At 71.2% G+C, this 26,841-nt stretch carries 22 protein-coding genes; 13 read left to right on the forward strand and 9 right to left on the reverse strand.

What is annotated here, in order from left to right; all coding sequences use genetic code 11:
- Window positions 1–43 precede the first annotated feature (43 nt).
- From glyS to FHY02_RS06470, 3 genes are all read right to left on the reverse strand, one after another.
- On the reverse strand, window positions 44–2,206 hold the full coding sequence (gene glyS, locus FHY02_RS06460; protein WP_183920994.1) for a glycine--tRNA ligase subunit beta: 2,163 nt from the start codon (window positions 2,204–2,206) through the stop codon (window positions 44–46).
- Between the two features lies 1 nt (window position 2,207).
- The gene (locus tag FHY02_RS06465) at window positions 2,208–2,609 is read right to left on the reverse strand and encodes an endonuclease domain-containing protein (protein ID WP_183920995.1); all 402 of its coding nucleotides are present in this window, start codon (window positions 2,607–2,609) and stop codon (window positions 2,208–2,210) included.
- 170 nt (window positions 2,610–2,779) lie between these two features.
- Window positions 2,780–3,619, reverse strand: a complete 840-nt coding sequence (locus FHY02_RS06470) for a glycine--tRNA ligase subunit alpha (RefSeq protein WP_183921480.1) — start codon at window positions 3,617–3,619, stop codon at window positions 2,780–2,782.
- A gap of 274 nt (window positions 3,620–3,893) precedes the next feature.
- On the opposite strand from FHY02_RS06470, the gene FHY02_RS06475 reads away from it, so the two are divergent.
- The 5 genes from FHY02_RS06475 (at window position 3,894) to FHY02_RS06495 (ending at window position 7,591) form a co-directional block, all read left to right on the forward strand.
- Window positions 3,894–4,256 carry a hypothetical protein gene (locus FHY02_RS06475; RefSeq protein WP_183920996.1) on the forward strand — a complete coding sequence of 121 codons (363 nt, stop codon included), beginning with the start codon at window positions 3,894–3,896 and terminating at the stop codon, window positions 4,254–4,256.
- Between the two features lie 97 nt (window positions 4,257–4,353).
- On the forward strand, window positions 4,354–5,244 hold the full coding sequence (locus FHY02_RS06480) for a TraB/GumN family protein (RefSeq protein ID WP_260172651.1): 891 nt from the start codon (window positions 4,354–4,356) through the stop codon (window positions 5,242–5,244).
- A 104-nt stretch (window positions 5,245–5,348) separates the two neighbouring features.
- Window positions 5,349–5,972, forward strand: coding sequence for a 50S ribosomal protein L25/general stress protein Ctc (locus FHY02_RS06485; protein ID WP_183920998.1), 624 nt, complete (start codon window positions 5,349–5,351; stop codon window positions 5,970–5,972).
- Between the two features lie 239 nt (window positions 5,973–6,211).
- The gene (gene pth, locus FHY02_RS06490; RefSeq protein ID WP_183920999.1) at window positions 6,212–6,781 is read left to right on the forward strand and encodes an aminoacyl-tRNA hydrolase; all 570 of its coding nucleotides are present in this window, start codon (window positions 6,212–6,214) and stop codon (window positions 6,779–6,781) included.
- Between the two features lie 225 nt (window positions 6,782–7,006).
- The gene (locus tag FHY02_RS06495; protein WP_183921000.1) at window positions 7,007–7,591 is read left to right on the forward strand and encodes a TIGR02466 family protein; all 585 of its coding nucleotides are present in this window, start codon (window positions 7,007–7,009) and stop codon (window positions 7,589–7,591) included.
- On the opposite strand, the gene FHY02_RS06500 is transcribed toward FHY02_RS06495, so the two are convergent.
- A complete protein-coding gene (locus tag FHY02_RS06500; RefSeq protein ID WP_183921001.1) occupies window positions 7,575–8,438 on the reverse strand; it encodes an oxidoreductase in 864 nt (287 codons plus the stop codon). The two genes, FHY02_RS06495 and FHY02_RS06500, sit on opposite strands and share 17 nt — an antisense overlap.
- 105 nt (window positions 8,439–8,543) lie before the next feature.
- Between FHY02_RS06500 and FHY02_RS06505 the strand changes: the two genes are divergently transcribed.
- Window positions 8,544–10,220 (forward strand): DEAD/DEAH box helicase, encoded by a 1,677-nt coding sequence (locus FHY02_RS06505; RefSeq protein WP_183921002.1) that lies wholly within the window; start codon window positions 8,544–8,546, stop codon window positions 10,218–10,220.
- Between the two features lie 207 nt (window positions 10,221–10,427).
- Window positions 10,428–11,471, forward strand: coding sequence for an exo-alpha-sialidase (locus tag FHY02_RS06510; RefSeq protein WP_183921003.1), 1,044 nt, complete (start codon window positions 10,428–10,430; stop codon window positions 11,469–11,471).
- A 250-nt stretch (window positions 11,472–11,721) separates the two neighbouring features.
- Here the strand turns inward: FHY02_RS06510 and FHY02_RS06515 are convergent, their stop codons facing one another.
- Window positions 11,722–12,918 carry a DUF2332 domain-containing protein gene (locus FHY02_RS06515; protein ID WP_260159476.1) on the reverse strand — a complete coding sequence of 399 codons (1,197 nt, stop codon included), beginning with the start codon at window positions 12,916–12,918 and terminating at the stop codon, window positions 11,722–11,724.
- Between FHY02_RS06515 and hisG the strand changes: the two genes are divergently transcribed.
- The gene (gene hisG, locus FHY02_RS06520; RefSeq protein ID WP_183921004.1) at window positions 12,881–13,558 is read left to right on the forward strand and encodes an ATP phosphoribosyltransferase; all 678 of its coding nucleotides are present in this window, start codon (window positions 12,881–12,883) and stop codon (window positions 13,556–13,558) included. The two genes, FHY02_RS06515 and hisG, sit on opposite strands and share 38 nt — an antisense overlap.
- Window positions 13,555–14,850 (forward strand): histidinol dehydrogenase, encoded by a 1,296-nt coding sequence (hisD, locus tag FHY02_RS06525; RefSeq protein ID WP_183921005.1) that lies wholly within the window; start codon window positions 13,555–13,557, stop codon window positions 14,848–14,850. Before hisG ends, hisD begins: the two co-directional genes overlap by 4 nt.
- A gap of 232 nt (window positions 14,851–15,082) precedes the next feature.
- Here hisD and serA read toward each other — a convergent pair whose 3' ends face one another.
- Complete coding sequence (gene serA, locus FHY02_RS06530; protein ID WP_183921006.1) at window positions 15,083–16,660, reverse strand: phosphoglycerate dehydrogenase; 1,578 nt, start codon at window positions 16,658–16,660, stop codon at window positions 15,083–15,085.
- A gap of 148 nt (window positions 16,661–16,808) precedes the next feature.
- Window positions 16,809–17,963, reverse strand: coding sequence for a phosphoserine transaminase (locus tag FHY02_RS06535; protein WP_183921007.1), 1,155 nt, complete (start codon window positions 17,961–17,963; stop codon window positions 16,809–16,811).
- 182 nt (window positions 17,964–18,145) lie between these two features.
- Between FHY02_RS06535 and FHY02_RS06540 the strand changes: the two genes are divergently transcribed.
- The gene (locus FHY02_RS06540) at window positions 18,146–18,805 is read left to right on the forward strand and encodes an extensin family protein (protein ID WP_183921008.1); all 660 of its coding nucleotides are present in this window, start codon (window positions 18,146–18,148) and stop codon (window positions 18,803–18,805) included.
- A gap of 49 nt (window positions 18,806–18,854) precedes the next feature.
- Window positions 18,855–19,739 (forward strand): LOG family protein, encoded by an 885-nt coding sequence (locus tag FHY02_RS06545; protein WP_183921009.1) that lies wholly within the window; start codon window positions 18,855–18,857, stop codon window positions 19,737–19,739.
- A gap of 141 nt (window positions 19,740–19,880) precedes the next feature.
- On the opposite strand, the gene FHY02_RS06550 is transcribed toward FHY02_RS06545, so the two are convergent.
- Window positions 19,881–21,170 carry a hypothetical protein gene (locus tag FHY02_RS06550; RefSeq protein ID WP_311731786.1) on the reverse strand — a complete coding sequence of 430 codons (1,290 nt, stop codon included), beginning with the start codon at window positions 21,168–21,170 and terminating at the stop codon, window positions 19,881–19,883.
- 65 nt (window positions 21,171–21,235) lie between these two features.
- On the opposite strand from FHY02_RS06550, the gene FHY02_RS06555 reads away from it, so the two are divergent.
- Window positions 21,236–22,489: a putative DNA modification/repair radical SAM protein gene (locus tag FHY02_RS06555; protein ID WP_183921010.1), complete on the forward strand. Its 1,254-nt coding sequence runs from the start codon at window positions 21,236–21,238 to the stop codon at window positions 22,487–22,489.
- A gap of 204 nt (window positions 22,490–22,693) precedes the next feature.
- A complete protein-coding gene (locus FHY02_RS06560; protein ID WP_183921011.1) occupies window positions 22,694–24,103 on the forward strand; it encodes a UdgX family uracil-DNA binding protein in 1,410 nt (469 codons plus the stop codon).
- Between the two features lie 150 nt (window positions 24,104–24,253).
- Here FHY02_RS06560 and mutS read toward each other — a convergent pair whose 3' ends face one another.
- Window positions 24,254–26,830, reverse strand: coding sequence for a DNA mismatch repair protein MutS (gene mutS, locus FHY02_RS06565; protein ID WP_183921482.1), 2,577 nt, complete (start codon window positions 26,828–26,830; stop codon window positions 24,254–24,256).
- Window positions 26,831–26,841: the final 11 nt, after the last annotated feature.

Consider the following 26,841-nt stretch of genomic DNA (forward strand, 5'->3'; position numbering starts at 1 on the left):
GCGCGCGAATGTTGCGAAAGTTGAGTCGCTGGCGCGGTGTGACTCAACCTTCGATCTTGGCGAATTCGGCGACCGTATGGACCGCGGCGCGGACGCGCACGAGCAGCGTCAGCCGCGCCGCGCGTTTGGCGGGATCGGGATCGTTGACGGTCACGTTGTCAAAGAAGGCGTCGATCGGGGCGCGGAGCGTCGCGAGCGCTGCCATCGCGCCCGCGAAGTCCTCGCGCGCGACCGCGTCGGCGGCGGCGGGCTCGGCCGAGTCGAGCGCGGCGATGAGCGCGACTTCGTCCTTTTCCGGCGTGTAGGACAGGGGTGCGTTCGCCTTCGCCGGCCCTGCGTCGGCAATGCCCTCCTTCTTGAGAATGTTGGCGGCGCGCTTGTAGCCGGCGAGGAGGTTGGCACCGTCCTCGGTGCCGACGAACGACTGGAGCGCGCGCACCCGCGCGAGCAGCCGGACGAGATCGTCCTCGCCGCCGAGCGCGAAAACGGCGTCGATGAGGTCGTGGCGCACGCCCGCCTCGCGCTGCTGCACCTTGAGGCGGTCGGCGAAGAAGTCGAGCACGTCGCGCGACGCGACCTGGCCGAGCGGCAAGCGCAACCCGTTATCGAGGATCAGCGCGATCACGCCCAGCGCCGAACGGCGCAGCGCGAACGGGTCCTTTGAGCCACTCGGGCGCAGGTCGGCTGCGAAGAATTGCGTGATGCTGTCGAGCTTGTCGGCGAGGCTCACCGCCACCGTCACCGGCGCGGTCGGCACGTCGTCGCCCTGCCCGACCGGCTTGTAATGGTCGCGCACCGCCTCGGCGATCGCGGCCGGCTCGCCCTGCGCCGCGGCGTAATAGCCGCCCATCAGCCCCTGGAGCTCGGGGAACTCGCCCACCATGCCGGTGACGAGGTCGGCCTTGGCGAGCCGTGCCGCGCGCTCCGCCGTGTCGGCAAGCGTCTTCAGATCCTTCCCAGAAAGGGGAGGGGGACCGCTCGCCGAAGGCGAGTGGTGGAGGGGGGCTTCCACAGGCGCTGCGCCATGAGGCGCGCCCCCTCCACCACCGGCCTGCGGCCGGCGGTCCCCCTCCCCGCGAGCGGGGAGGATCATTCCCTCTTCCACCAACCATCGCGCGAGCTTCGCCACGCGCTCCACCTTGTCGGCCACCGTGCCCAGCTTCTCGTGGAACACGATCTTGCCGAGCTTCTCCGCCTGCTGCGCGAGCGGCACCTTGAGATCGGTCTCGTAGAAGAAGCGCGCGTCGCTCAGCCGCGCCGCGAGCACCTTGCGGTTGCCGTCGACGATCCGAGCGCCGCCGTCGCTCGCGGCGATGTTAGCAGTGCAGACGAACGCGTCGGCGAGTCGCCCGTCTCGGTCGCGGCAGACGAAATACTTCTGGTTCACGCGCGCGGTGAGCTGGATCACCTCGGGCGGCACGTCGAGGAAGGCGGGGTCGAAGCGGCCGAGCAGCGGCACCGGCCATTCGGTCAGCCCGGCGTTCTCCGCCACAAGCCCCTCGTCCTCGACCAGCACCAGCCCCGCCTCGACCGCCAGCGCGGCGGCGCGGTCGCGGATCAGCGCGGCGCGCTCGTCCTGGTCGACGATGACGTGGCAGGCGCGCAGCTTCTCCACATAGTCCGACGCCGAGCCGATCGTGATCGCGCCGGGATGGTGGAAGCGGTGGCCGAGCGTCGCCGCCCCGCTCTCAACACCCGCGACGCTGACCGTCACGACCTGCTCGCCGAACAGCGCGACGATGCCGTGGAGCGGGCGGACCCAGCGCAGGCTCTCGGTCGAGCGCGACTCCGCGCCCCAGCGCATCGACTTGGGCCAGGGGAAGGCGCGGATCACCGCGGCGACCGCCTCGGCGAGCACGTCGGGTGTGGCGCGGCCGGGCCTCTCGCTCACCGCGTAGAGCACGCCGTCGCGCTCGCTGAGCTGCTCGCGGGTGAGCCCGGTCTTGCGCAGGAAGCCCTCGAGCGCCTGCGGCGGGGCGGACGCGCGCGGGCCCTTGATCTCTTCGGAGACCGCGGCGGTCGCCTCGGGCAGGTCGCGCGCGATCAGCGCGAGCCGGCGCGGCGTCGCATAGGTGACGGTGTCGCTGGCGGCGAGGCCGGCGCGCGCGAGCTCGGCGGCGAACAGGCGAGCGAGATCCTCGCGCGCCCTGGCCTGCATGCGGGCCGGGATCTCCTCCGAGCGGAGTTCGAGCAGGAAGTCGGTCATATTACTCTCGATCCTCCCCAGCATGGGGAGGGGGACCGCCCGGCACAGCCGGGTGGTGGAGGGGGGTGGCCGCATACGCAGCGATCGCCTGTGCCGCGGCGTCAGCGTCACGGTGGATCTCCGCCGCGGGGACGTGGAGAACGCGATAGCCGTTGGCGTATAAGAAGGCGTCGCGGCTCAGGTCGCGCTCAGGCCGCTCGCCGCGCCCGTGGGCCTCACCGTCGATTTCCACGACGGTGCGCGTGGCGGCGCAGTAGAAGTCGGCGACGTACGGCCCGACTGGGTGCTGACGCCGGAACTTCACGCCGGCCGCGGCACTCCGGACGCGCTGCCATAGCAGCACCTCGGGCAGCGTCATCGCGCGGCGCAGGCGGCGGGCGGTCGCTGACTCGGGGCGGAGCACTCGCGGCGATCCCCCTCCACCACGACGCTGCGCGTCGCTGTCCCCCTCCCCGTGCCGGGGAGGAGTTAATCCTCCCCGCTCGCGGGAAGGGGAACCAGCCGCAGGCTGGTGGAGGGGGGTATCCGCGGGCGACGCGCTCACCGTATCGCCCGGACCATCGCCGCGGGCTCTCACGCCGCCCACCCCTTCTTCTCCATCCACGCGCCGCACGCGCCCTTCGCCAGGTCGCGCACGCGGCCGATATACGCCTGGCGCTCCGCCACCGAGATCACGCCGCGCGCCTGGAGCAGGTTGAACGTGTGGCTCGCCTTGATCGCCTGCTCGTACGCCGGGATCGGCAGGCCGGCGGCGAGGCTGTTCTCGCACTCGGCCGCGGCCTTGCGGAAGGCGTCGAACAGCGCCTCGGTGTCCGCCACCTCGAAGTTCCACGCACTCATCTGCCGCTCGTTCTCGAGGAAGACGTCGCCGTAGCTCACGCCCGCGTCGTTGAAGCGCAGGTCGTAGACGTTGTCGACATCCTGGATGTACATCGCCAGCCGCTCGAGCCCGTAGGTCAGCTCGCCCGCCACCGGCTTCATGTCGAAGCCGCCCATCTGCTGGAAATAGGTGAACTGGGTCACCTCCATCCCGTCGCACCAGACCTCCCAGCCGAGCCCCCAGGCGCCGAGCGTCGGGCTCTCCCAATCGTCCTCGACGAAGCGGATGTCGTGGACGCCCATGTCCACCCCGATCGCGGCGAGGCTGCCGAGATACAACTCCTGCAGGTCGGGCGGGCTCGGCTTCAGGATGACCTGATATTGATAATAATGCTGGAGCCGGTTGGGGTTCTCGCCGTAGCGGCCGTCGGCGGGGCGGCGGCACGGCTGGACAAAGGCGGCGTTCCACGTGTCCGGCCCCAGCGCGCGCAGCGTGGTGGCGGGGTGAAACGTGCCCGCGCCCATCTCCATGTCATAGGGCTGGAGGATCACGCAGCCGCGCTCCGACCAATATTGGTGGAGCCGCAGGATCATCGCCTGGAAGCTGAGCGGGCGGTTGGCGCTGGTGTCGGTCACCCTCGGCGCTGTGGCGGAACCCCGGCGGGGAATCAAGCGAGTGGCGAAGCTCGGCGATGGCGATCGATCCAGTCCCGAACGGTCAAGTCGTTGACGATGTTAGCGCAATAACGTCCGCCTCATCGTCAAGGATCAGCAGAGCGGCTCGCGCGGCGCGCAAGTCCAGTCGGCCGCGGTTCAGCCAGCCGCTGCTACGGCTCCTATCACCAGATCAACGAAAGGAGTGATCCTCTTGGCCTATCCCTTTCTTCTCACTGCGCTTCTGCTCGGCGTGTCGGCGGTGCCGTCGCCCTCCACCTCGCCCGTCGCGGCCGAGCGCGCGGCGCGCGCGCTTCCGGCATGTCGCCCGCTCGGGCTCGCCTCCGGCGTCGTGCCGGCGACCTCGGTGCTCGCAACGCGCGCGAACGTGCTCCAGGCGGACATCGCCACGGCGCGCAAGGCGCGCGCGCTGACTCAGCCGCAGGCCGACGCGCTGTGGCAGCAGGCCGACCAGGTGCGGCAGCGTGTCGCGGGCAAGGTGCGCCTCCCGGTCGCCACCCGCGCCGAGGCGCACCGCTCGCTCGAGTCGATTGCGGCTCAGCTCTGCCACCGCTGACGCCGCGCTTGGCGCCGCCGCCGCGCTTGCCCGGTGCGGCGCACGCGCCGATAGCGCACCCTTTCCTTCGCCGGGACGCCGCCGCATGAACGCTGCCATGAAGACCGCTCTTTCCGCCCTCGCGCTGCTGCTCGCGCTCCCCGCCTGCGCGCAGCAGGCCCCCGCCCCCGCCGCGCCGGCCGACGCCGATCCCGCTTTGTGGGTGGTGAAGGACAAGGACACGACGATCTATCTGTTCGGCACGATCCACGTGCTCAAGCCCGGCCTGTCGTGGTTCGACGAGGGCGTGAAGACAGCGTTCGACCGCTCGCAGACGCTGGTGCTCGAGATGGTCGAGCCCGACGCGCAGACCGCGCAGCAGATCGTCGCGGCCAAGGCCTTCGCGCCCGCGGGCAGCGCGCTGACGACGCAGCTGCCGCCCAATTATCGCCCCGCCTTCGCCAAGGCGATGAGCGAGGGCGGCGTCACAGCCCAGGCCTATGACAAGATGCGGCCGTGGTTCGCCGCGGTCACGCTGTCGCTGCTGCCGGTGCAGAAACTCGGCTACCAGGCCGCCAACGGCCCCGAGAAGGTGCTGACCGAGGCGGCGCGCACCGCGGGCAAGCAGGTGGTCGGGCTGGAGACGTTCGAGGGCCAGCTCGGCATCTTCGACACGCTGTCGCAGCCCGCCCAGCTCCAGCTGCTGGAGAGCACGCTCGACGAGCTGCCCACCGCCGAGCGCACGTTCGACCGGCTCGTCACCGCCTGGTCGAAGGGCGATCCCGACGGCGTGGCGAGCGAGATGAACGATTCGCTCAGGGACTCGCCCGAAGTCGCCAAGGCGCTGCTGGTCGATCGCAACAAGCGCTGGGCCGCCTGGATCGCCGAGCGGATGAAGCAGCCGGGCACCGTCTTCGTCGCGGTCGGTGCGGGGCATCTCGCGGGCGCGCAGAGCGTCCAGGCGCAGCTCGGCGCGTACCGGCTCAAGGCGGTGCGGGTGAACTACTGATTGCGTTCCGGGCGCGTCGCGGCTAAGCGCGCGCACTTCCGTCATGGTCATCCCTGGAGGCGTGGCGGGAGCATATCAGTCATCTTACGTTTCGGAGCACCAACATGAGCGATACCATCACGCTCGCGGCCGAGACGCGTGACCGGGTTGGCAAGGGAGCCTCCCGCTCGCTGCGTCGCGAAGGCCGCGTCCCCGCCGTGATCTACGGCCAGAACAAGGAGCCGTCGGCGATCCACCTCGAGGAGAAGGCGCTGGTCAAGGCATTGATGACCGGCCACTTCATGAACTCGGTGATCATGGTCGACGGGCAGCGCACGCTGGCCAAGGACGTCGCCTTCCACCCGGTGACCGACCGCCCGACGCACGTCGACTTCCTCCGCATCGCCGCCGACGCGACCGTCACCGTCGCGGTGCCGGTGGTGTTCGCCGACGAGGACAGCTCGCCGGGCCTGAAGAAGGGCGGCGTGCTCAACGTCGTGCGGCACGAGCTCGAGCTGGTGGTCGACGCCAGCAACATTCCGAGCGAGATCAGCGTCTCGGTCGCGGGCAAGGACGTCGGCGACTCGATCCACATCAGCGAGGTGACGCTGCCCGCCGGTGCGCACCCCGCGATCGAGGACCGCGACTTCACCGTGGCGACGCTGGTCGCGCCGTCGGCGCTGCGCTCGGAAGGCGCCGGCGACGAGGCCGAGGACGCCGCGACGACCGAGGGCTCGGACGAGGCCTGATCGTCTCGCTCCGCGTGAGCCGTACGGGGGCAGGGTGGCGGCGACGCTCCCCTGCCCCTTTCGTTTCTGTGGGGTGAGTGCGCTTATCCCCACATCCGTCATGCCGGGCTCGACCCGGCATCCGTGGTGCCGCGGGTGAACCGATCGCGACGTTTGCGGCGACATGGATCCCGGCTCAGCGCCGGGATGACGGAAGTGCGGACTTGCCGCTCGTTCGCCCCACGTAGGAGACCAACATCGTGCAACTCTGGGTCGGCCTGGGTAATCCCGGCGCGCAATATGCGATGCACCGGCACAATGTCGGCTTCATGGCGGTGGACTCGATCGCCGAGGTGCACGGCTTCGCCGCGCCGGCCAAGAAGTTCCAGGGCTGGCTCCAGGAGGGGCGCGTCGACGGCGTCAAGGTGCTGCTGCTCAAGCCTGCCACCTTCATGAACGACAGCGGCCGCTCGATCGGCGAGGCGCTGCGCTTCTACAAGCTCGGCGTCGAGGCGCTGACCGTGTTCCACGACGAGCTCGACCTCGCGCCGATGAAGGTGAAGGTGAAACAGGGCGGCGGCACCGCGGGGCACAACGGGCTGCGCTCGATCGACCAGCATCTCGGACCCGACTTCCGCCGCGTGCGGATCGGCATCGGCCACCCCGGCCACAAGGACCGCGTTACCGGCCACGTGCTCGGCAACTACGCCAAGAGCGAGATCGACCCGCTCAGCGACCTGCTCGGCGCGGTCGCGGGCGAGGCGGGATGGCTGGCTGAGCGCGACGACGTGCGCTTCATGAACGACGTGGCACTGCGGCTGGGGGGGTGAGCAGGTCCTCCCCGCTCGCGGGGAGGGGGACCGCCGCGCGCCAGCGCGGTGGTGGAGGGGGCGGGCCGCGACCGCGGCGCTGCGTGGAATAAGCTTTCACGAGCGCGGCGCTGCGTGGCGAGCCCCCTCCACCACTCGCCTGCGGCGAGCGGTCCCCCTCCCCGTTCCGGGGAGGATTTCGCGCCGACCCGAGCTAAACTCCTGCCCCACAGCCTAGGACTCGCCATGCCGACCCGCCAGCTCTTCCCCACGCACTTCTACGAGGCGCAGCTCGACCAGCCCGCGCTGCTCGCCGAGCTGGCCGACTCCTGCCGCGCGCTCGCCGCGGAGGATACCGCGGGCAAGCGCTGGTCCAAGGCGCACGGCTATCGCGGCTACACCAGCTACGCCTCGCTCGACGACCTGCCGCAGCGCGACCCCGCCTTCGCCGACCTCAAGCGCCTGCTCGACCGTCACGTCGCCACCTTCGCCACCGAGGCGGGGCTTGAGCTCGGCGGGCGCAGGCTCAAGCTCGACAGCCTGTGGGTCAACGTCATGAAGCCCGGCGGCACCCACTCGGGGCATCTGCACCCGCACAGCGCGGTGTCGGGCACCTTCTACGTCGCGGTGCCGCCGGGCTCAGGTGCGCTCAAGCTGGAGGATCCGCGGCTGCCGATGCTGATGGCGGCGCCGCCGCGCGACGGCACCTTCGTCTATGCCGAGCCCGCGCCGGGTACGCTCTTCCTGTGGGAGAGCTGGCTGCGCCATGAGGTGATGCCCAGCACCGCCAAGGAGGAGCGCGTCTCCGTCAGCTTCAACTATCGCTGGTAGCGTCGGCCGGGTAGTCGGCGCCGAGCGCGGCGTCGCGCTGCGCCTCGATCTCGGCGACACGCGCGCGCAGCCGCTCCGTCACCGCGTCATAGCCCCACTTGCCGAGCACCAGATGGCGCGGCGGCGTGTCGCGCTCGACCGCTTCGATCATCGCCTCGGCCGCACGGACCGGGTCGCCGGGCTGGTTGCCCGAGACACCCTTGGTAGAGGCCATCCGCGCCTTGGCAGTCTCGGCATAGTCGGCGATCGTGCTCGGCGTCTGGCGCAGCGAGCGGCCGGCCCAGTCGGTGCGGAACGGTCCCGGCTCGACGCAGGTGACCGCGATGCCGAGCGGCGCCACCTCGGCGGCGAGTGAGTCGGAGAAGCCCTCCACCGCGTGCTTGGAAGCGGCGTAATAGCCTGAGGACGGGAAGCCGACGAGGCCCGCGACCGAGGTCACGTTGACGATCGCGCCGGCGCGGCGCTCGCGCATGCCCGGCAGCACCGCGCGGGTCAGCGCGAAAAGGCCGAAGACGTTGGCGTCGAACTGCGCGCGGATCTCGTGATCCTCGCCCTCCTCGATGCTCGACTGATAGCCATAGCCCGCGTTGTTGACGAGCACGTCGATCCGGCCGAAGCGCGCGGTCGCGGTGCGGACCGCATCGTCGATCTGCGCCGGGTCCACCACGTCGAGCGACAGCGCGAGGGCGCGGTCGCCGTACTGCTCGACCAGATCGGCGACACGGTCCGAGTCGCGCGCGGTCACCACGGCCCGCCAGCCCCGCTCCAGCACCAGCCGCGCAAGCTCGCGCCCGAACCCGGTTGAGCAGCCGGTGATGAACCATACGGGGTCGTTGACGAGCGCCATGTCGCGTCTATCCTGCCGTGATAGGGAGAAAAGCGCCGAACGTCCCGGGTGCGGCGCCGTTCCCACTGGCATTTTTCCGCCATCGCGCCCATGTGCGCAGTCCTCATGGACTTTCCGAATCTTCCTGCCGCGCTGGGCAGCGCGCTCGCCGCGCGTGGCTATACCGCGCTCACTCCCGTCCAGTCCGAGGTGACGGCCGAGGCCGCGCACGGCCGCGACCTCCTCGTCTCCGCGCAGACCGGCTCGGGCAAGACCGTCGCCTTCGGGCTCGCCATGGCCGAGCAGCTGCTCGGCGAGGACGGCGCGCTGCCGCCCGCCGCGGCGCCGCTGGCGCTGGCGATCGCACCAACGCGCGAGCTCGCGCTCCAGGTCGCCAAGGAGCTGGCCTGGCTCTACGCCGACGCGCGCATCGCCACCTGCGTCGGCGGCATGGACGCCAGCCGCGAGCGCCGCGCGCTCAACCACGGCGCGCACATCGTCGTCGGCACGCCGGGCCGGTTGCGCGACCATGCCGAGCGCGGCGCACTCAAGCTCGGCCAGCTCCGCGTCGCGATCCTCGACGAGGCCGACGAGATGCTCGACATGGGCTTCCGCGACGATCTCGAGGCGCTGCTCGACCAGACCCCGACCGAGCGCCGCACCCTGCTCTTCTCCGCGACGCTGCCGCGCCCGATCGTCCAGCTCGCCAAGACCTATCAGCGCGACGCGCTGCGCATCTCCACCGTCAGCGAGCAGCGCGGCCACGGCGACATCGCCTATCGCGCGGTCACGGTCTCGCCGGCGGACATCGAGCATGCGGTGATCAACCTGCTGCGCTTCTACGAAGCGGAGACCGCGATGCTGTTCTGCGCGACGCGCGACAACGTCCGCCACCTCCACGCCGGGCTGGTCGAGCGCGGCTTCGCCGCGGTGGCGCTGTCGGGCGAGCATTCGCAGAACGAGCGCAACCAGGCGCTGCAGGCGCTGCGCGACCGCCGCGCGCGCGTCTGCGTGGCGACCGACGTGGCCGCGCGCGGCATCGACCTGCCGACGCTCAGCCTCGTCATCCACGTCGAGATGCCGCGCGACGCCGAGGTGCTTCAGCACCGCTCGGGCCGCACCGGCCGCGCGGGCAAGAAGGGCACCGCGGTGTTGATCGTGCCCTATCCGCGGCGTCGCCGCGTCGAGATGATGCTGCGCGGCGCGCGCATCGCGACCGAGTGGGGCGAGGTGCCGACTGCGGAGGAGATTCGCGCCAAGGACCGCGAACGCCTGCTCGAGACCTTGCTCGCGCCGGTCGAGGTCGACGACGACGACCGCGCGCTCGCCGCCGAGCTGTTGGCGCAGCGCTCGCCCGAGGACATCGCCGCCGCGCTGGTAGCGGCGCAGCGCGCCGCTTTGCCCGCGCCCGAGGAGCTCACCGGCCAGGCGCCGAGCGAGAGCGCGCAGAAGGGGCATCGCGACGGTTTCGACGACGTGGTGTGGTTCCGCATGAACATCGGTCGGCGCCAGAACGCTGACCCGCGCTGGGTGCTGCCGCTGCTGTGCCGCCGCGGTCACGTCACCAAGAGCGAGATCGGCGCGATCCGGATCGGGCCAATGGAGACCCAGTTCCAGGTGCCGCGCGCGCTGGCGGGGCGCTTCGCCGCGGCGGTGCGCGCCTCCGCCAACAGCGACGGCGAGGACGAGAACGGCGTCCGCATCGAGCCGATGGACGGCGCCGCGCCGCCGCGCGCCGCGCGCGTGCCACAGCGGCGGCCGGGTGGCGCCGCGTCCGGACCGAGGGGCCCGCGGCGGCGGTGAGGAGCGCAACTCGCAGGGACGTATAACCATCCCCGTCGGCCCGGCGGAGGCCGGGTCCTAGTTGGGAAGGCCGATGTGAGACCCACCAGCGTCCCCCACCCGGGCCCCGGCCTCCGCCGGGGCGACGTCGATGGAGCGGCACCGCGGATCAGTGACGCGCGCTTCCTTGCCGCTTAAACCTAGCACCTCCATCACCGAGGCGCTGCCATGACTTCTCTCCGCGCGCTCACGCTCGCGCTCGTCACCCCGCCAACGCTCGCCGCGACCGCACCCTCCGCGATCGTCGCCAGCGAGTTCGTCGACCCCGCCCCGCCCTATCCGCAGGCGCACGCCTCGACGATCGTCCAACTCGCCGACGGCGCGCTCGCCGCGGCGTGGTTCGGCGGCAGCGGCGAGGGCCACGGCGACGTGCGCATCTGGTTCGCGCGCCGCACCGCCGCCGGCTGGGACACGCCGCGCGCGGTCGCTACCGGTGACGGTCAGCCGACGTGGAACCCGGTGCTGTTCCAGCCGCGGGGCGCGCCGCTCCAGCTCTACTACAAGGTCGGGCCGAACCCGCGCGACTGGTGGGGCATGGTGATCGAGTCGCGCGACGGCGGTCGCCAATGGGGGGCGCCGCGACGCCTGCCCGCCGGCGTGCTCGGCCCGATCAAGAACAAGCCGATCGTGGCGCGCGACGGCGCGTGGCTGGCGCCGTCGAGCCGCGAGGTCGGCAGCGCCGCGCACAACCGCTGGTACGCGTTGGTCGAGCGCTCCACCGACCGCGGGCGGACGTGGCGCGCGCTGCGCGCGATCGCTTCGCCGCGCGGGCTAGAGGCGATCCAGCCGAGCCTGCTGACGCTGCGCGACGGGCGGCTGCTGGCGGTGGCGCGGACGCGGCAGGGCGTGCTCGCGCAGAGCTGGTCGCGCGACGCGGGGCGGCACTGGTCGCCGCTGACCGCGCTCGCGCTCCCCAACCCCAATGCGGGGACCGACGCGGTGACGCTCGCCGACGGACGCCAGCTGCTGGTCTACAACGACAGCACCAACCACCCCGGCAGCGACACGGGCCCGCGCTGGCCGCTCGCGGTGGCGCTGTCCGACGACGGGGTGCGCTGGCGCAGGGTGCTGACGCTGGAGAGTGAGCCGCGGCCCGACGGCTATGCCTATCCGGCGGTGATCCAGGCGCGCGATGGGCTGGTGCACGTGACCTACACCTGGAACCGCGAGCGTATCCGCCACGTCGCGATCGACATACGACGGCTGCGCTAGCGCGCGTGTCGCGGGCTCGAATGGTTACGAGTTGTTCCCGCGAGCGAGATCGGTTTGTTATCGATGCGGCGCTACCAACCCCCGTCATCCCGGGCTCGACCGGGGATCCATCGTGCCTCGTACCCGCACGCGGTTGATCTTGCGGAAGCATGGATCCCGGCTCAAGGCCGGGACGACCGTGAAGCGATACCGACCAAGCTTGCTGGTCAGCCATAGGCGTAAGCCCCGCCCGCTGCGCAAGGACCTCCGCTCACCCCGGTTCGCTCACCGCCGCGTCTGGCAGCGTGATCCCCGGCCCTTCCTCGGCCGGCGCGCCCGGTGCAATCCACGCCGCGTGCGCATGCGCGCTGGCCACCGTCTCCCAACCGCTTTCGTCAGGCCACGAGCGAACGCGCACGAGCTGGCGCGCACTCGCGCGGTCGGGCTCCATCATCACCCAGGCGAGCGGGCGCTCCGGGGTCGCGTGCGCGCCCGCCGCGGCCATCGCTGAACGGACCCGGTCGGCGGTGGCCTCGGGCAGATACTGCCACACCACCGAGTGGAGCAGCACGCGCGTCACCCCCATCGCCTGCGGCTCGGCCAGACGCGCCTCGAGCCAGTCGGCGGCATCGGCGCGGTCGAGCGCGACGCCGTGCTCGCGGACCATCGCCACCGCCGCGCGCAGCCGCTCGAGCCGCTCGGGCGCCTCGGGCCACACATAGGACTCGAGCCGGCGCGCCTGTGCGGGGTCGCGCGCGTCGAGCGGGGCGACGTCGCAACCACGTGTCGCGACGATGTCGAGCGCGACCGGCGCGGGTGGGTCGCCGCGCCACTCGGGCCGGAGCGTCAGCGCCGCGTCGGCGGGGCCGACCGCCAATCCGCCGAGATCGAAGCGATAGCGATCGATCAGCAGGTTGAGGCCGGCGCTCGCGCCGATCTCCAGCGTCTCGAGCCGCGGCCCGAGGCATCGTGACACCGCGATCAGCCCGACCATCAACGCCGCCGCGCGCCCGGGCTCGTTGGTCTGCGGCGGTCCGTCGAGATACGGCAGCAGCCGCGCGGCGTGGCGCTCCAGCGTCGCGGCGAACACCGCGGCGATCGCGTCCGGCGCCGTCACCGCGCCCGCGAAGACCGCCGCCAGCGCGTCGTCGGCACGGTCGAGCACCAGCGCGTGCAGCCCGCCGATGAGCCGCAGCGGCAGCGCGTCGCGCGTCGGCTCGCCGGGCCAGTCGAGCACGCGCCGCGCTACCTCCCCGTCCCGCGCGAGCCTGTCGGCGATCACCTCGCACAGCCGCGCGTAGATCGGCGCGTCCATGCGCGCGCAGTAGAAGGCCTGGATCCGGAACGCCTCACGTACCGCCGCTTCGCTCATCGCCGCTTCCTCCTGCCTGCCCGTTGCTCCCACTCGGGTGCCGCCGTAAAGCCCCGCCATGTCCGAGCCCTCCGCCTCCTCCGAGCCGATCGTCATCGCGGTGCCCAAGGGCCGCATCCTGGGCGAGGCGCTGCCGCTGCTCGCCGCCGCCGGGATCGTGCCCGAGGCCGCCTTCGGCGACGAGAGCAGCCGCGCGCTGCGCTTCCGCACCGCCGATCCCAGTATAGAGCTGATCCGCGTCCGCGCCTTCGACGTCGCCACCTTCGTCGCGCACGGCGCGGCGCAGCTCGGCATCGTCGGCTCGGACGTGCTCGCCGAGTTCGCCTATCCCGAGCTGTACGCGCCGGTCGACCTCGACATCGGCCATTGCCGCCTCTCGGTCGCCGAGCCGGCCGAGCTGGCCGCGCGCGACGACCCGCGCGGCTGGAGCCACGTCCGCGTCGCGACCAAATACCCGCACGTCACCGCGCAGCATTTCGCCCGCCGGGGCGTGCAGGCCGAGTGTATCAAGCTCAACGGCGCGATGGAGCTAGCGCCCACGCTCGGGCTCGCCGCGCGCATCGTCGACCTCGTCTCCTCGGGGCGGACGCTTCAGGAGAACGGGCTGGTCGAGGTCGAGCCGATCATGGCGGTCTCGGCGCGGCTGGTCGTCAACCGCGCCGCGATGAAGACGCGCGCGCACGTCTTCCCGCTGGTGGAAGCGTTCCGCGCCGCAGTGGGGAAGAAGGCGGCATGATCCGGCTCGACACAAGCGACGGCGACTTCGCCGCGCGCTTCGACGCCTTGGTCGATTCGCGCCGCGAGACGGCGGTGGACGTGGCGCGCGACGTCGCCACGATCGTGCGCAGCGTGCGCGACGAGGGCGACGCCGCGCTCCACGCCTTCACGCAGAAGCTCGACCGCCACGACCTCGACCGAACCGGCTGGCGCGTCGACCGCGCCGCCTGCGCCGCGGCGTTCGACGCGCTCGAGCCCGAGCTGCGCGTCGCGCTCGAGCTCGCCGCGGCGCGTATCCGCACCTATCACGAGAAGCAGCGGCCGACCGACACCGATTTCACCGACGCCGCGGGCGTGCGGCTCGGCGCGCGCTGGCGCGCGGTGGACGCCGCGGGGGTGTACGTGCCGGGCGGCCGCGCCGCTTACCCCTCGACGCTGCTGATGAACGCGATCCCCGCCAAGGTCGCCGGCGTCGAGCGGCTGGTGGTGGTGACGCCGACGCCCGACGGCGCGATCAACCCGCTGGTGCTCGCCGCGGCGCATCTCGCCGGCGCGGACGAAGTGTGGCGCGTCGGCGGGGCGCAGGCGATCGCGGCGCTCGCCTATGGCACCGAGCGGATCGCGCGGGTGGACGTCGTCACCGGGCCGGGCAACGCCTGGGTCGCCGAGGCCAAGCGCCAGGTCTATGGCGTCGTGGGCATCGACATGGTGGCGGGGCCGAGCGAGATCGTCGTCGTCGCCGACGGGGCCAACGACCCTGAGTGGATCGCCGCCGACCTGCTCAGCCAGGCCGAGCACGACACCACCACCCAGTCGATCCTGTTCACCGACGACGGCGCGTTCGCCGAGCGCGTCGCCGAGGCCGTGGAGCGCCAGCTCACCGCTTTGCCGACCGAGGCGGTGGCGCGTGTCGCGTGGGAGGACAATGGCGCGATCGTGGTGGTGCCGACGCTGGCCGAGGCGATGCCGCTGGTCGACCGGCTCGCGCCCGAGCATGTCGAGCTCGCCTGCGACGACCCGCGCGCCCTGTTCGACCTGCTGCGCCACGCCGGCTCGGCCTTCCTCGGACGGCACACGCCCGAGGCGATCGGCGACTATGTCGCGGGGCCGAACCACGTGCTGCCGACCGGGCGGCGCGCGCGCTTCGCCAGCGGGCTGGGCGTGACCGACTTCATGAAGCGCACCAGTTTCCTCCAGCTCGACGAGAGCGCGCTGAACGAGCTCGGGCCGGCGACAATCGCGCTGGCGCGCGCGGAAGGGTTGCCGGCGCACGCGCAATCGGTGGCGCTGCGGATCCGGACGAACCGGTGAGATGCTCTCACTCGCCCGCTTCAGAAGAGCGCGAGTCGCTTGAGTGATACAAATCCTCCCCGCTTGCGGGGAGGGGGACCATGCGAAGCATGGTGGAGGGGGGGCTTCTGTAGGCGCTGCGCTGTGAGGAGAGCCCCCTCCACCACCGGCCTGCGGCCGGCGGTCCCCTCCCCGCAAGCGGGGAGGATCTAAGTTCTACGCACGCTCGACGGGCGCGCCCCTCAACACCCGCTCAGAACGCCAGCCCCATCGCGGTCTTGACGCCCGGCAGCGCCTTGACGCGCGCGAGCAGCTCGGCGTCGACCGGCTGGTCGACCGAGAGCAGCAGCACCGCCTCGCCGCCTGCCTGGCGCCGCCCGAGGTGGAAGGTGCCGATGTTGACGCCCGCCTCGCCCAGCAAGGTACCAATGCGGCCGATGAAGCCCGGCGCGTCCTCGTTGACGACGTAGAGCATCGCGCCGGTGAGATCGGCCTCGACCTTGATCCCGAACAGCTCGACGAGGCGCGGCGCCGAGTCACCGAACAGGGTACCCGCGACCGAGCGCTCGCCGTCGGCGGTGCGCACCGCGACGCGCAGCAGCGTATGATAGTCGCCCTCGCGCTCGGTGCGGATCTCGCGCACTTCCATGCCGCGGTCGCGCGCCAGCACCGGCGCGTTGACCATGTTCACCGTGTCGGTCTGCTGGCGCAGGAAGCCGGTGAGCACCGCGCTGGTCAGCGGCTTGGGGTTGAGGTCCGCCGCGGCTCCCTCACGGTGGATCGACACGCGATCGATCGCGCCGGTGGCGAGCTGGCCGACGAGCGAGCCGAGCTTCTCCGCCAGACCCATGTACGGGCGCAGCTTGGGCGCCTCCTCGGCCGAGAGGCTTGGCACGTTGAGCGCGTTGGTGACGCCGCCCGAGACGAGATAGTCCGCCATCTGCTCGGCCACCTGGATCGCGACGTTGACCTGCGCCTCCGTCGTCGACGCGCCGAGGTGCGGGGTCGAGACGAAATTGGGCGTGCCGAACAGCGGGCTGTCCTTGGCGGGCTCGGTCACGAACACGTCGAGCGCGGCGCCGGCGATATGGCCCGAGTCGAGCCCGGCCTTGAGCGCCGCCTCGTCGATGAGCCCGCCACGCGCGCAATTGACGATGCGCACGCCCTTCTTGGTCTTGGCGAGGTTCTCGGCCGACAGGATGTTGCGCGTCTGGTCGGTCAGCGGCGTGTGCAGCGTGATGAAGTCGGCGCGTGCGAGCAGCTCGTCGAGCGTCACCTTGGTCACACCCAGCTCGACCGCGCGCTCCTCGGTGAGGAACGGATCGAAGGCGACGACCTTCATCTTCAGCCCGAGCGCGCGGTCGGCGACGATCGAGCCGATGTTGCCCGCACCGATCAGCCCCAGCGTCTTGCCGGTGACCTCGACGCCCATGAAGCGGTTCTTCTCCCACTTGCCCGCCTGGGTCGAGGCGTCGGCCTCGGGCAGCTGGCGGGCGAGCGCGAACATCAGCGCGATGGCGTGCTCGGCGGTGGTGATCGAGTTGCCGAACGGCGTGTTCATCACCACCACGCCCTTGGCCGAGGCGGCGGGGATGTCGACATTGTCGACGCCGATGCCGGCGCGGCCGACCACCTTGAGGTTGGTGGCGTGCTCGAGGATGTCCTTGGTCACTTTGGTCGAGCTGCGGATGGCGAGCCCGTCATACTGGCCGATGATCGCCTTGAGCTCGTCCGGGGTCTTGCCGGTGATCTCGTCCACCTCGACGCCGCGCTCGCGGAAGATCTCGGCGGCGCGGGGGTCCATCTTGTCGGAAATGAGTACCTTGGGCATGGGTATTTCCTTGCGTTACCAGCCGTCATCCCCGCGGAGGCGGGGATCCAGAGCCGCTGACGGTGCGGCCCTTGCGACGACCTGCGTGTCTGGATCCCCGCCTTCGCGGGGATGACGACGTGGAGGCGGGATGACGATCGGGGGGCGGTTAAGCCGCCGCCTTGGCGGTGGCGTAGGCCCAGTCGAGCCACGGGCCGAGCGCCTCGATGTCGGCGGTGTCGACGGTGGCGCCGCACCAGACGCGCAGCCCCGGCGGGGCATCGCGATAGCCGCCGATGTCATAGGCGGCGTGCTCCGCCTCGAGCAGGGACACCATCTTCTTGATGACACCCTCGTCGGCGTCGACCGTGAGGCAGACGCTGGTCTTCGACCGCGACGCCGGATCGGCGGCGAGGTGCCCGAGCCAGTCGCGCTCGGCGACGACCGCGTCGAGCGCGGCGGCGTTGGCGTCCGAGCGCGCGATCAGCCCGCCCTGCCCCAGCGACTTGGCCCATTCGAGCGACCAGATCGCGTCCTCCACCGCCAGCATCGACGGCGTGTTGATCGTCTCGCCCTTGAACACGCCATCGGTCAGCTTGCCCTTGGAGACCAGGCGAAAGACCTTGGGCAGCGGCCACGCCGGGGTGTAGCTCTCCAGCCGCTCGACCGCGCGTGGGCCGAGGATCAGCACGCCGTGGGCGCCCTCGCTGCCCAGCACCTTCTGCCAGGAGAAGGTGGCGACGTCGATCTTGTCCCACGGCAGGTCGTAGGCGAACACGCCGCTGGTGGCGTCGGCGAAGCTCAGCCCCTCGCGGTCGGCGGGGATCCAGTCGCCGTTGGGCACGCGCACGCCGCTGGTGGTGCCGTTCCAGGTGAACAGCACGTCGTTCGACCAATCGACCTGCGCGAGGTCGGGCAGCTGGCCGTAGTCGGCGCGGATCACGTTGGAATCAATCTTGAGCTGCTTGACCGCGTCGGTCACCCAGCCCTCGCCGAAGCTCTCCCAGGCGAGCGCGGTGACCGGGCGCGCGCCCAGCATCGTCCACATCGCCATTTCAAAGGCGCCGGTGTCGGAGCCGGGGACGATGCCGATCCGGTGCGTGTCGGGCAGGTTGAGCAGCTCGCGCATCAGGTCGATGCAATATTGCAGCCGCTGCTTGCCGAGCTTCGAGCGGTGCGAGCGTCCGAGGACGTCGGTGGCGAGCTTGGCGGGATCGTAGCCGGGCGGCTTGGCGCAGGGACCGGACGAGAAATGCGGGCGGGCCGGCCGGGTGGCGGGCTTCGCGGGCGCGAGGGTGGCGTCGGCGGCGGTCGTATCAGTCATGTCTGACTCTCCTCACAGAGAGCACGCGCGGCGTTGGGACCGCGTGGCCCGTCGACCGCGCTACAGACGCTCGAAGCCGCTGGCAAGCCGGATGATCGTCGAACGCGCGATCCGGCCAGCGGATGAGGCGCAGCAGCGATCAACGCCTTTAGCTCGCCGGCACACGACGCTACACGGGGGCGATGACGTCGTGGCGTAACCACCGTTCCCGAACGCTCCTCGTCGCGCTGCTGCTCGCCGGCTGCGGCCGGGTCGAGCGCCCTGCGCCGCCGAGCACGCGCGGCGAGGTGGAGGGGCCGAGCCTGCGCGAGACCCGCCAGTGTTTGGCCGACCTGCGCGCGCTCGGGGTCGACTTCCAGCCGCTGCCCGACAAGCAATATGGCGGCGGCTGCGCGCTGATCGGCACGGTCAAGCTGCTCGACATCGGCGTGCCCACCGCCAACCTCGGCGCGGTGCGCTGCGGCGAGGCGCGCGCCTATGCTGCCTGGGCACGCAACGGCGTCGCGCCCGCGGCCTATCAGATCCTCGGCTCCGAGCTGTCGCGCATCGTCAGCATGGGCAGCTACGCCTGCCGCAACACGATCGGCACCAAGGGACCGGCGCGGCGCTCGGGCCACGCGCTCGCCAACGCGATCGACATCGCCGCCTTCGAGCTCAAGGACGGCCGCCGCATCTCGATCCTGAACGACTGGCGCTCGCCCGATCCCGCGGTGCAGCAATTCCTGCGCACCGTCCACGCCTCCGCCTGCCGCCGCTTCGGCACGGTGTTGTCGCCCGATTACAACGCGGTGCACCGCGACCATCTGCATCTCGAGGACGATGGCGCACGCTTCTGTCGCTGACGCGCGCCATGTTCTTGCGACCGTCATCATCCCGGCCTATCGATCCGCGATGACAGATACCCGCGTACCCAGCCGCGTCTTCCCGCGCGCTTCACAGGATGCCGAGGTCGCCAAGACCAACGTCTCCACCCCGCAGACCGAGAGCCCTGCCTACAAGCTCGCTTTCCAGGACATGGACTTCCTGCTGCGCGAGGACCTGCGCCCGGTCCGCTTCCAGCTCGAGCTGCTCAAGACCCAGCTGATCTTCGAGGAAGCGCATATCGGCTCGACCTTCGTCTTCTACGGCTCGGCGCGCATCCCCGAGCCCGCCAAGGCGCAGGCGCTGCTCGATCTCGCCACCGACGAGAAGAGCCGCCGCGTCGCCGAGCGGCTGGTCGCCAAGAGCAAATATTACGACATGGCGCGCGAGCTGGCGCAGCTCTGCTCCAACTTCCCGCGCGACGAGGCGGGCAAGCGCCACTTCGTGGTGTGCTCGGGCGGCGGTCCCTCGATCATGGAGGCGGCCAACCGCGGTGCGGCGGACGTCCACGCCGAGTCGATCGGGCTCAACATCGTGCTGCCGCACGAGCAGGCGCCCAACCCCTATGTCACCCCGTCGCTGAGCACGCAGTTCCACTATTTCGCGCTGCGCAAGATGCACTTCCTGCTCCACGCGCGCGCGCTGGCGGCCTTCCCGGGCGGCTTCGGCACGTTCGACGAATTGTTCGAGCTGCTGACGCTGATCCAGACCGGCAAGGTCGAGCCGATCCCGGTGCTGCTGTTCGGGCGCGAGTTCTGGGAGCGCGTGATCAACTTCGAGGCGCTGGTGGAGGAAGGCGTGGTGTCCGAGCGCGACCTCGGCATCTTCCGCTATGTCGAGAGCGCGGCCGAGGGTTGGGCGGTGGTGCAGCAATTCTACCGCGACCGGCACGAGCGCGGCGACGTGCCGCGCTGAGAGGCGCGGCGGGGAGGATGCGTCGGAATGCCCCGCGCATCCTTCCTGCACCGCTGACGCCCCGACTTCGGCGCATTTCTTCCGTCATTCCTGCGCAGGCAGGAACCCAGACACGCCCAGGCCCGTGCGAGAGGCGCGACCTCAGCGTGTCTGGATCCCCGCCTCCGCGGGGATGACGGTTCCGCGGAGAGCGCGCGCTTCGACCTGCTTCGGCGTCGTTCCTGCTTCGACCACCCCCTGCCCACTCACCCACCCCGGCGCGGAGTCGCGCACCGCGGCGTGGATCAGCCACAGCAGCGCCACCGCGCGCACGCTCGCGGCGACGAGCACGTCCGCCTGCGTCGCCGACATTGCCGCCCCCTCCCAGCCCGCGAACAGCCAGAACTCGGCGAAATAGGCCGCGAGGTCGCCGAGCAGGAACAAGGCGAGCGGGCGCGCGCGAGTCGCGGTGAGCACCAGCAGCGGCCACAGCCACAGGTCGAACTGCGGCGAGTAGACCTTGTTGGTCAGCAGGAACCAGGCGAGTACCGGGGTAAACAGCAGCCATGGCCGCGCGCCGTGGCGGCGCCAGCCGACCGCCACGATCGTCGCCGCGCCGCCGAGGAACAGCAGCAGCGACCACAGGTTGCGCGCCGCCACGTCGGCTCGCCACCAGCCGAACTGCGCCAGCAGCTCCCACACGCTGGCCGCGGTGCCGCCGCGCTCGCTCGAGAAAGCGTAGAACTCGCGCCAATTGTCGAAGGCGAACCACGCCACCGGTAGGTTCACCGCGCCCCAGCAGCCCAGCGCGACGACGACCAGCAGCGCCGCGCGGCGCACGCGGGCGAGCAGGTCGCCCTCCCCGGACAACGCGCCGAGGCCCAGAAGCGGCAGCAGCAGCACCGGGAACAGCTTGGCCGCGCCGCCCAGCGCCGCGAGCGCGGCCGCGCGCGGCGCCTGGTCGCGCGACGCCGCCCGCAAGGCCGCGACCGCGAAGGTGGCGGCGAGCAGGTCCCAATTGTGCCCCAGGTAGAGCACGAGCGGCGGCGCGAGTGCCCAGGCATATTGACGCCGCAGACTCGCGCCGGCGCCGCGGATCAGCTCCAAGGTCACGAAGGCGAGAAGAGCGTTGGCGAACGTCACCGACACCAGGAAGTCGGCCGCGCCAGCGCGCGTGCCCTTGACCAGATGGACGAAGAGCGCCTCGAGCCAGATCAGCCCGCCGGTGAGCACGGGATATTCCATCCGCGCCTGGAAGTACGGCACCTCGCCCGCGGCGAGACCGCGCTGCCCCCAGAAGGGCACCGCGTCGCTGTAGCAGCCGGTGACATATTGCTCGCTGCCGCTCCACGCGGCGCCGCAATGCGCCTTGAAGCCCCAGCCGAGCAGGCAGGTCAGTGCCAGCGCGAGATAGGGACCGTTGGGTCCGAGCCGATCGATGATCCTGCGCACGGGACTGATCCATGGCAGGTCGCTTCGCCCTCGACAAGGCGCCGAAGTGAACATACATCGAACACATGGCGCAGCTCGACGTCCGCCAGAAACTGGAAATCCTCGCCGACGCGGCGAAGTATGACGCGTCGTGCGCGTCGTCCGGTACCTCGAAGCGCACCTCGGCCGATGGCAAGGGGCTCGGCTCGACCGAGGGCATGGGCATCTGCCACGCCTATGCGCCCGATGGCCGTTGCATCTCGCTGCTGAAGATCCTGCTGACCAACAGCTGCGTGTTCGATTGCCATTATTGCATCAATCGCAAGAGCTCGAACGTACGCCGCGCGCGCTTCAGCGCGCAGGAGGTGGTGAACCTCACCCTTTCCTTCTATCGGCGCAACTACATCGAAGGGCTGTTCCTCTCCTCCGGCATCATCAAGTCGTCGAATTATACGATGGAGCAGCTGGTCGAGGTCGCGCGCTCGCTGCGCGAGGACCATCATTTCCGCGGCTATATCCACCTCAAGACAATTCCAGATGCCGATCCCGAGCTGGTTCACCAGGCCGGGCTCTACGCCGATCGCGTCTCGATCAACGTCGAACTGCCCACCGTCGGCGGACTGCGCCGGCTCGCGCCCGAGAAGGACGGCGCGCGAATCGAGGGTGCGATGGGGGAGATGAAGGCGGCGATCACCGACACCGCCGACGCCCGCACCCGCTACAAGTCCGCGCCGCGCTTCGCGCCGGCGGGGCAGTCGACCCAGATGATCGTGGGCGCCGACGCCGCGACCGACGGCGACATCGTCCGCAAGGCATCGACCTTGTACGACCGCTTCGGGCTGCGGCGGGTCTATTATTCGGCGTTCAGCCCGATCCCCGACGCCTCCGCGGTGCTGCCGCTGCAGCGCCCCCCGCTGATGCGCGAGCATCGTTTGTACCAGTCAGACTGGCTGATGCGCTTCTACGGTTTCTCGACCGACGAGGTTGTCGCCGCCGCGGACGAGGCGACGGGCATGCTGCCGCTCGACATGGATCCCAAGCTCGCCTGGGCGCTCAAGTTTCGCGATCGCTTCCCGGTCGACGTCAATCGAGCGCCGCGCGAGCTGCTGTGGCGCGTGCCGGGGCTCGGCACCAAGGCGGTGAAGAGCATCCTGGCGGCGCGGCGCTGGCGACGGCTGCGGTTGGACGACGTGGCTCGCTTGACGGTGTCGATCGCGCGGGTGCGGCCGTTCATCGTCTGCGAGGACTGGCGGCCGGTGGTGCTGGCCGACCGCGCCGAGCTCAGGCCGCTGGTCGCGCCCAAGGTGAAGACGCAACAGCTGGAGCTGTTCGCCGCGTGAGAGTGACTCGCGGGTGAAACGGATCGCCGCGGTGGCGCGCTGTGGCGGGGTGATCGTCCGACGTGGCCCAGCGATAAAGTGCTCTTCCTCCCTCCCCTTCAGGGGAGGGGTTGGGGGTGGGGCGTTTCCGCCTACGCCGCGTGCGCGGAGAGCCCCCACCCCAACCCCTCCCCTGAAAGGGAGGGGCTTGTTAGTGCACTAACCTTGCGCGTCGTCACCCTCTCGGCGCCCGACGACGTCGATGGCTGGCGCGACGCCGCGCGCGGGCTGCTCGCCGACCACGTCGCGCCCGACGCCGTCGTATGGCAGGTTGGCGACGCCGCGACCGATCTCTTCGCCGCGGCAGTCGCGGAGCCACCCCCCGCCCCGCGTCGCGACGGCGACACGCCCGCCATGCGCGTGCCGCGCGCCTTCCTCGATCTCGCCAACAGCGCCGCACTTCACCGCGACCTCGAGCGTTTCGCGCTCCTCTACGCGATGCTGTGGCGGCTGCGCGACACGCCGCGGCTGGCCGACGACCATGCCGACCCGCTCGTGCGTCGGATCGAGACTCTGGCCAAGTCAGTACGGCGCGACATCCACAAGATGCGCGCCTTCGTGCGCTTCCGCTCAGTCAGTGACGACGCGGGCGAGCGCTACGTCGCGTGGTTCGAGCCCGAGCATCATATCGTTCGCGCGAACGCGGCGTTCTTCGTCAACCGCTTCGCCAGCATGCGCTGGTCGATCCTGACCCCCGAGGTGTCGCTCCACTGGGACGGCGCCGCGCTCCAGGAGGGGCCGCCGGCGGAGAGCGGTGACGCGCCCGAGGGCGACCCGATCGAGGAGGTGTGGAAGACCTATTACGCCAGCATCTTCAACCCGGCGCGCGTCAAGGTCGGCACGATGCTGCGCGAGATGCCGCGGAAATACTGGAAGAACATGCCGGAGACGGCGCTGGTGCCGCAGCTGCTCGCGACCGCGCAGGCACGGGAGAGCGGGATGATCGACAAGGCGCGCGCGCGGGAAAGCGCGGTCGGCGACAATGCGCAGGCGGCGTGGGAAGCGCTGCGCGACGAGGCGTCGGCCTGCACCCGCTGTCACCTCTACAAGCCGGCGACGCAGACGGTCTTCGGCGAGGGGCCGGTCGACGCGACGATGATGTTCGTCGGCGAGCAGCCCGGCGACCAGGAGGATCTCGCCGGCCACCCCTTTGTGGGACCGGCGGGGCAGGTGTTCGACCGTGCGCTCGCGGCCGCGGGGATCACCCGCGCGGAGACCTATGTCACGAACGCGGTCAAGCACTTCAAGTTCGAGCCGCGCGGCAAGCGGCGGATCCACGCCAAGCCCGACGCGGGCGAGATCGAGGCGTGCCGCTGGTGGATAGAGCAGGAGCAGATGCTGCTGCGACCGAAAGTGACGGTCGCGCTCGGCGCCACCGCGGCGCGTAGCCTGTTCGGCAAGGTGATGACGATCGGGCGCGAGCGCGGCCGGGGGCTTCGCCTGCCCGACGGCGGCGCGGCTTGGATCACGGTCCACCCGAGCTACCTGCTCCGGCTTCCCGACGAGGCCGCCCGAGTAAGCGAGTTCGAGCGCTTCGTCGAGGATCTAAAGATGGCGCATGCGGCGATCGGGTAAGCAGCGCCACGGGCGACCGCCGTCTCGGCCATGCTCTCCCAGCGGGTGCCCCATCCTCCTCGCATCGCTCGCTGATCGAGGCAGCGTGATGCTCGCTCTCACCGGCCAGCGACACGGCTTACCGGGCGCCACCACGCCGAGCCACCTTTCCTAACCCTCGCGCGCCAGCGCCTTCAGCCTATACAAGGTGTCGAGCGCCTCGCGCGGCGTCAGCGCGTCGACGTCGAGCGCCTCGACCTCGGAGCGGATGGCGTCGCACTGTGCCTCTTCCGCCTGCGCCGCGGCGGCGAACAGCGGCAGGTCGTCGAGCCCCGCCGCCAGCCCGCCGGTCCTGGCGCGCCCCGCTTCCAGCTTCGCCAGTACCGCCTTGGCGCGCTGCACCGTCGCGGGCGGCATGCCCGCCAGCCGCGCCACCGCCAAGCCGTAGCTGCGATCCGCCGGCCCGTCCGCGACCTCGTGGAGCAGCACCAGCTCGCCCTTCCACTCGCGCGCGCGGACATGATGGAGCGACAGCGAGTCGCACCGCTCCGCCAGCCGCGTCAGCTCATGATAATGCGTGGCGAACAGGCAGCGGCAGCGGTTGTCCTCGTGGATCGCCTCCACCACCGCCCAGGCGATCGCGAGCCCGTCATAGGTGCTCGTCCCGCGCCCGACCTCGTCGAGGATGACGAGACTGTCCGGCGTCGCCTGCGCCAGGATCGCCGCCGTCTCGACCATCTCGACCATGAAGGTCGAGCGGCCGCGCGCGAGATTGTCCGACGCACCCACCCGGCTGAACAAGCGATCGACCAGCCCCAGCCGCGCCGCCGCGGCGGGGACATAGGCGCCCGCCTGCGCCAGCACCGCGATCAGCGCGTTCTGGCGCAGGAAGGTCGACTTGCCGCCCATGTTGGGTCCGGTGACGAGCCACAGCCGCGCCGCCGCACCGCCGAGCGCGCAGTCGTTGGCGACGAAGCGGTCGCCGCTCCTCGCCAGCGCTGCCTCGACCACCGGGTGGCGCCCCTCGCGCACGTCGAAACATGCCTCAGCGGCGAAGCTCGGTCGAGCCCAGCCGCCCTCGGCCGCGCGCTCGGCCAGGCCGGCGGCGACGTCGAGCCGGGCGAGCGCATCGGCGGTCGCGGCGATCGCCTCGCGACCGGCGAGTGCGGTAGCGGTGAGCTCTTCCAGATGCGCCGCCTCCGCCGCGAGCGCGTGCGCCCCCGCCTGGGTGACGCTCGCCGCCACCTCGTGCAGCTCGGGCGCGTTGAAGCGCACCACCCCCGCGAGCGTCTGGCGATGCGTGAAGCCCGAATCCGCGCGCATCAGCGGGTCGGCGACACGCGCAGGTACCTCGATGTGGTAGCCGAGCACGCCGTTGTGGCGGATCTTCAGCGCGGCGATCTTGGTGCGCTCGCGGAAGCTCGCCTCCAGCGCGGCGATCGCGCGGCGACCACCGCTCCCGGTCTCGCGCAGCGCGTCGAGCGCGGCGTCATAGCCAGCGGCGATAAAGCCGCCGTCGCTCGCCTCGATCGGCGGCGCGGGGACGAGCGCGCGCTTGAGCAGGTCGATCAGCGCGCCATGCCCGCGCAGCCGCGGCGCCAGCTCGCGCAACAAAGCGGGCGCCGGCTCCAGCGCGCCGAGCCGCTCACCGATGGCCCAGGCACCGTCCAGCCCGTCGCGCAACTGGCCGAGGTCGCGCGGGCTCCCACGCCCTGCCGCCAGTCGCCCCAGCGCGCGCCCGATGTCGGGCAGCGCGCGCAATGCGGCACGCACCCGCTCGCGCAAGCCGGCGTCGTCGTGGAGCAATTGGACGAGGTCGAGCCGCGCCTCGATCGCCTCGCGCGCCATCAGCGGCGCACCCAGGTCGGCGGCGAGCAGCCGCGCGCCGGCGCCGGTGACGGTTCGGTCGACCGCGTCGAGCAGGCTGCCCTTGCGCTGTCCGGCCGCGGTGCACGTCAGCTCGAGGCTCTCGCGCGTGGCGGCGTCGATTGCCATTGCGTCGCGCGCGGCGGACAGCACCGGCGGGCGAAGGAAGGGCAGCGGCCCCTTGGCGGTATGGTCGAGATAGGCGACCAGCCCGCCCGCCGCGGCGAGCGCGGCGCGGCCGAACTGGCCGAAGCCGTCGAGCGTCGCCACGCCGAACAGCCGCTTGAGCCGCGCCTCGCCCGCGCCGCTGTCGAACTCGCCGCGCGGGCGCCGTACCGTGGCGGGGGCATCGCTCTCCTCCGCGGCGATCACCTCGGCGGCGCCGAGCCGGGCGAGCTCCGCGTTGAGTCCGGCGCGGTCACAGGCGATCACCTCGAAGCGGCCGGTGGAGACGTCCGCGGCGGCGAGCGCGACCTCGCCCGCGGCCTCGCCGACCGCGACGCACCAATTGGCGGCGCGCGAGTCGAGCAGCGTCTCCTCGGTCAACGTGCCGGCGGTGACGACGCGGACGATCGCGCGCTCGACCAGCGCCTTGGAGCCGCGCGCCTTGCGCGCCGCCTCGGGCGTCTCCGTCTGCTCGGCGATGGCAACGCGGTGGCCGGCCTTGATGAGGCGCTGGAGATAGGCGGTGGCGGCGTGGACCGGCACGCCGCACATCGGGATCTTCTCGCCCGCGTGCTCGCCGCGCGAGGTGAGCGCGATGTCGAGCACCTGCGCGGCGATGCGCGCGTCGTCGAAGAACAGTTCGAAGAAGTCACCCATGCGGTAGAACAGCAGGCAGTCCGCCGCCTCCGCCTTGAGCGCGAGATATTGCGCCATCATCGGCGTGGGGG

It is taken from the genome of Sphingomonas sp. BK069, from assembly GCF_014193405.1.
Classification (GTDB): Bacteria; Pseudomonadota; Alphaproteobacteria; order Sphingomonadales; family Sphingomonadaceae; genus Sphingomonas.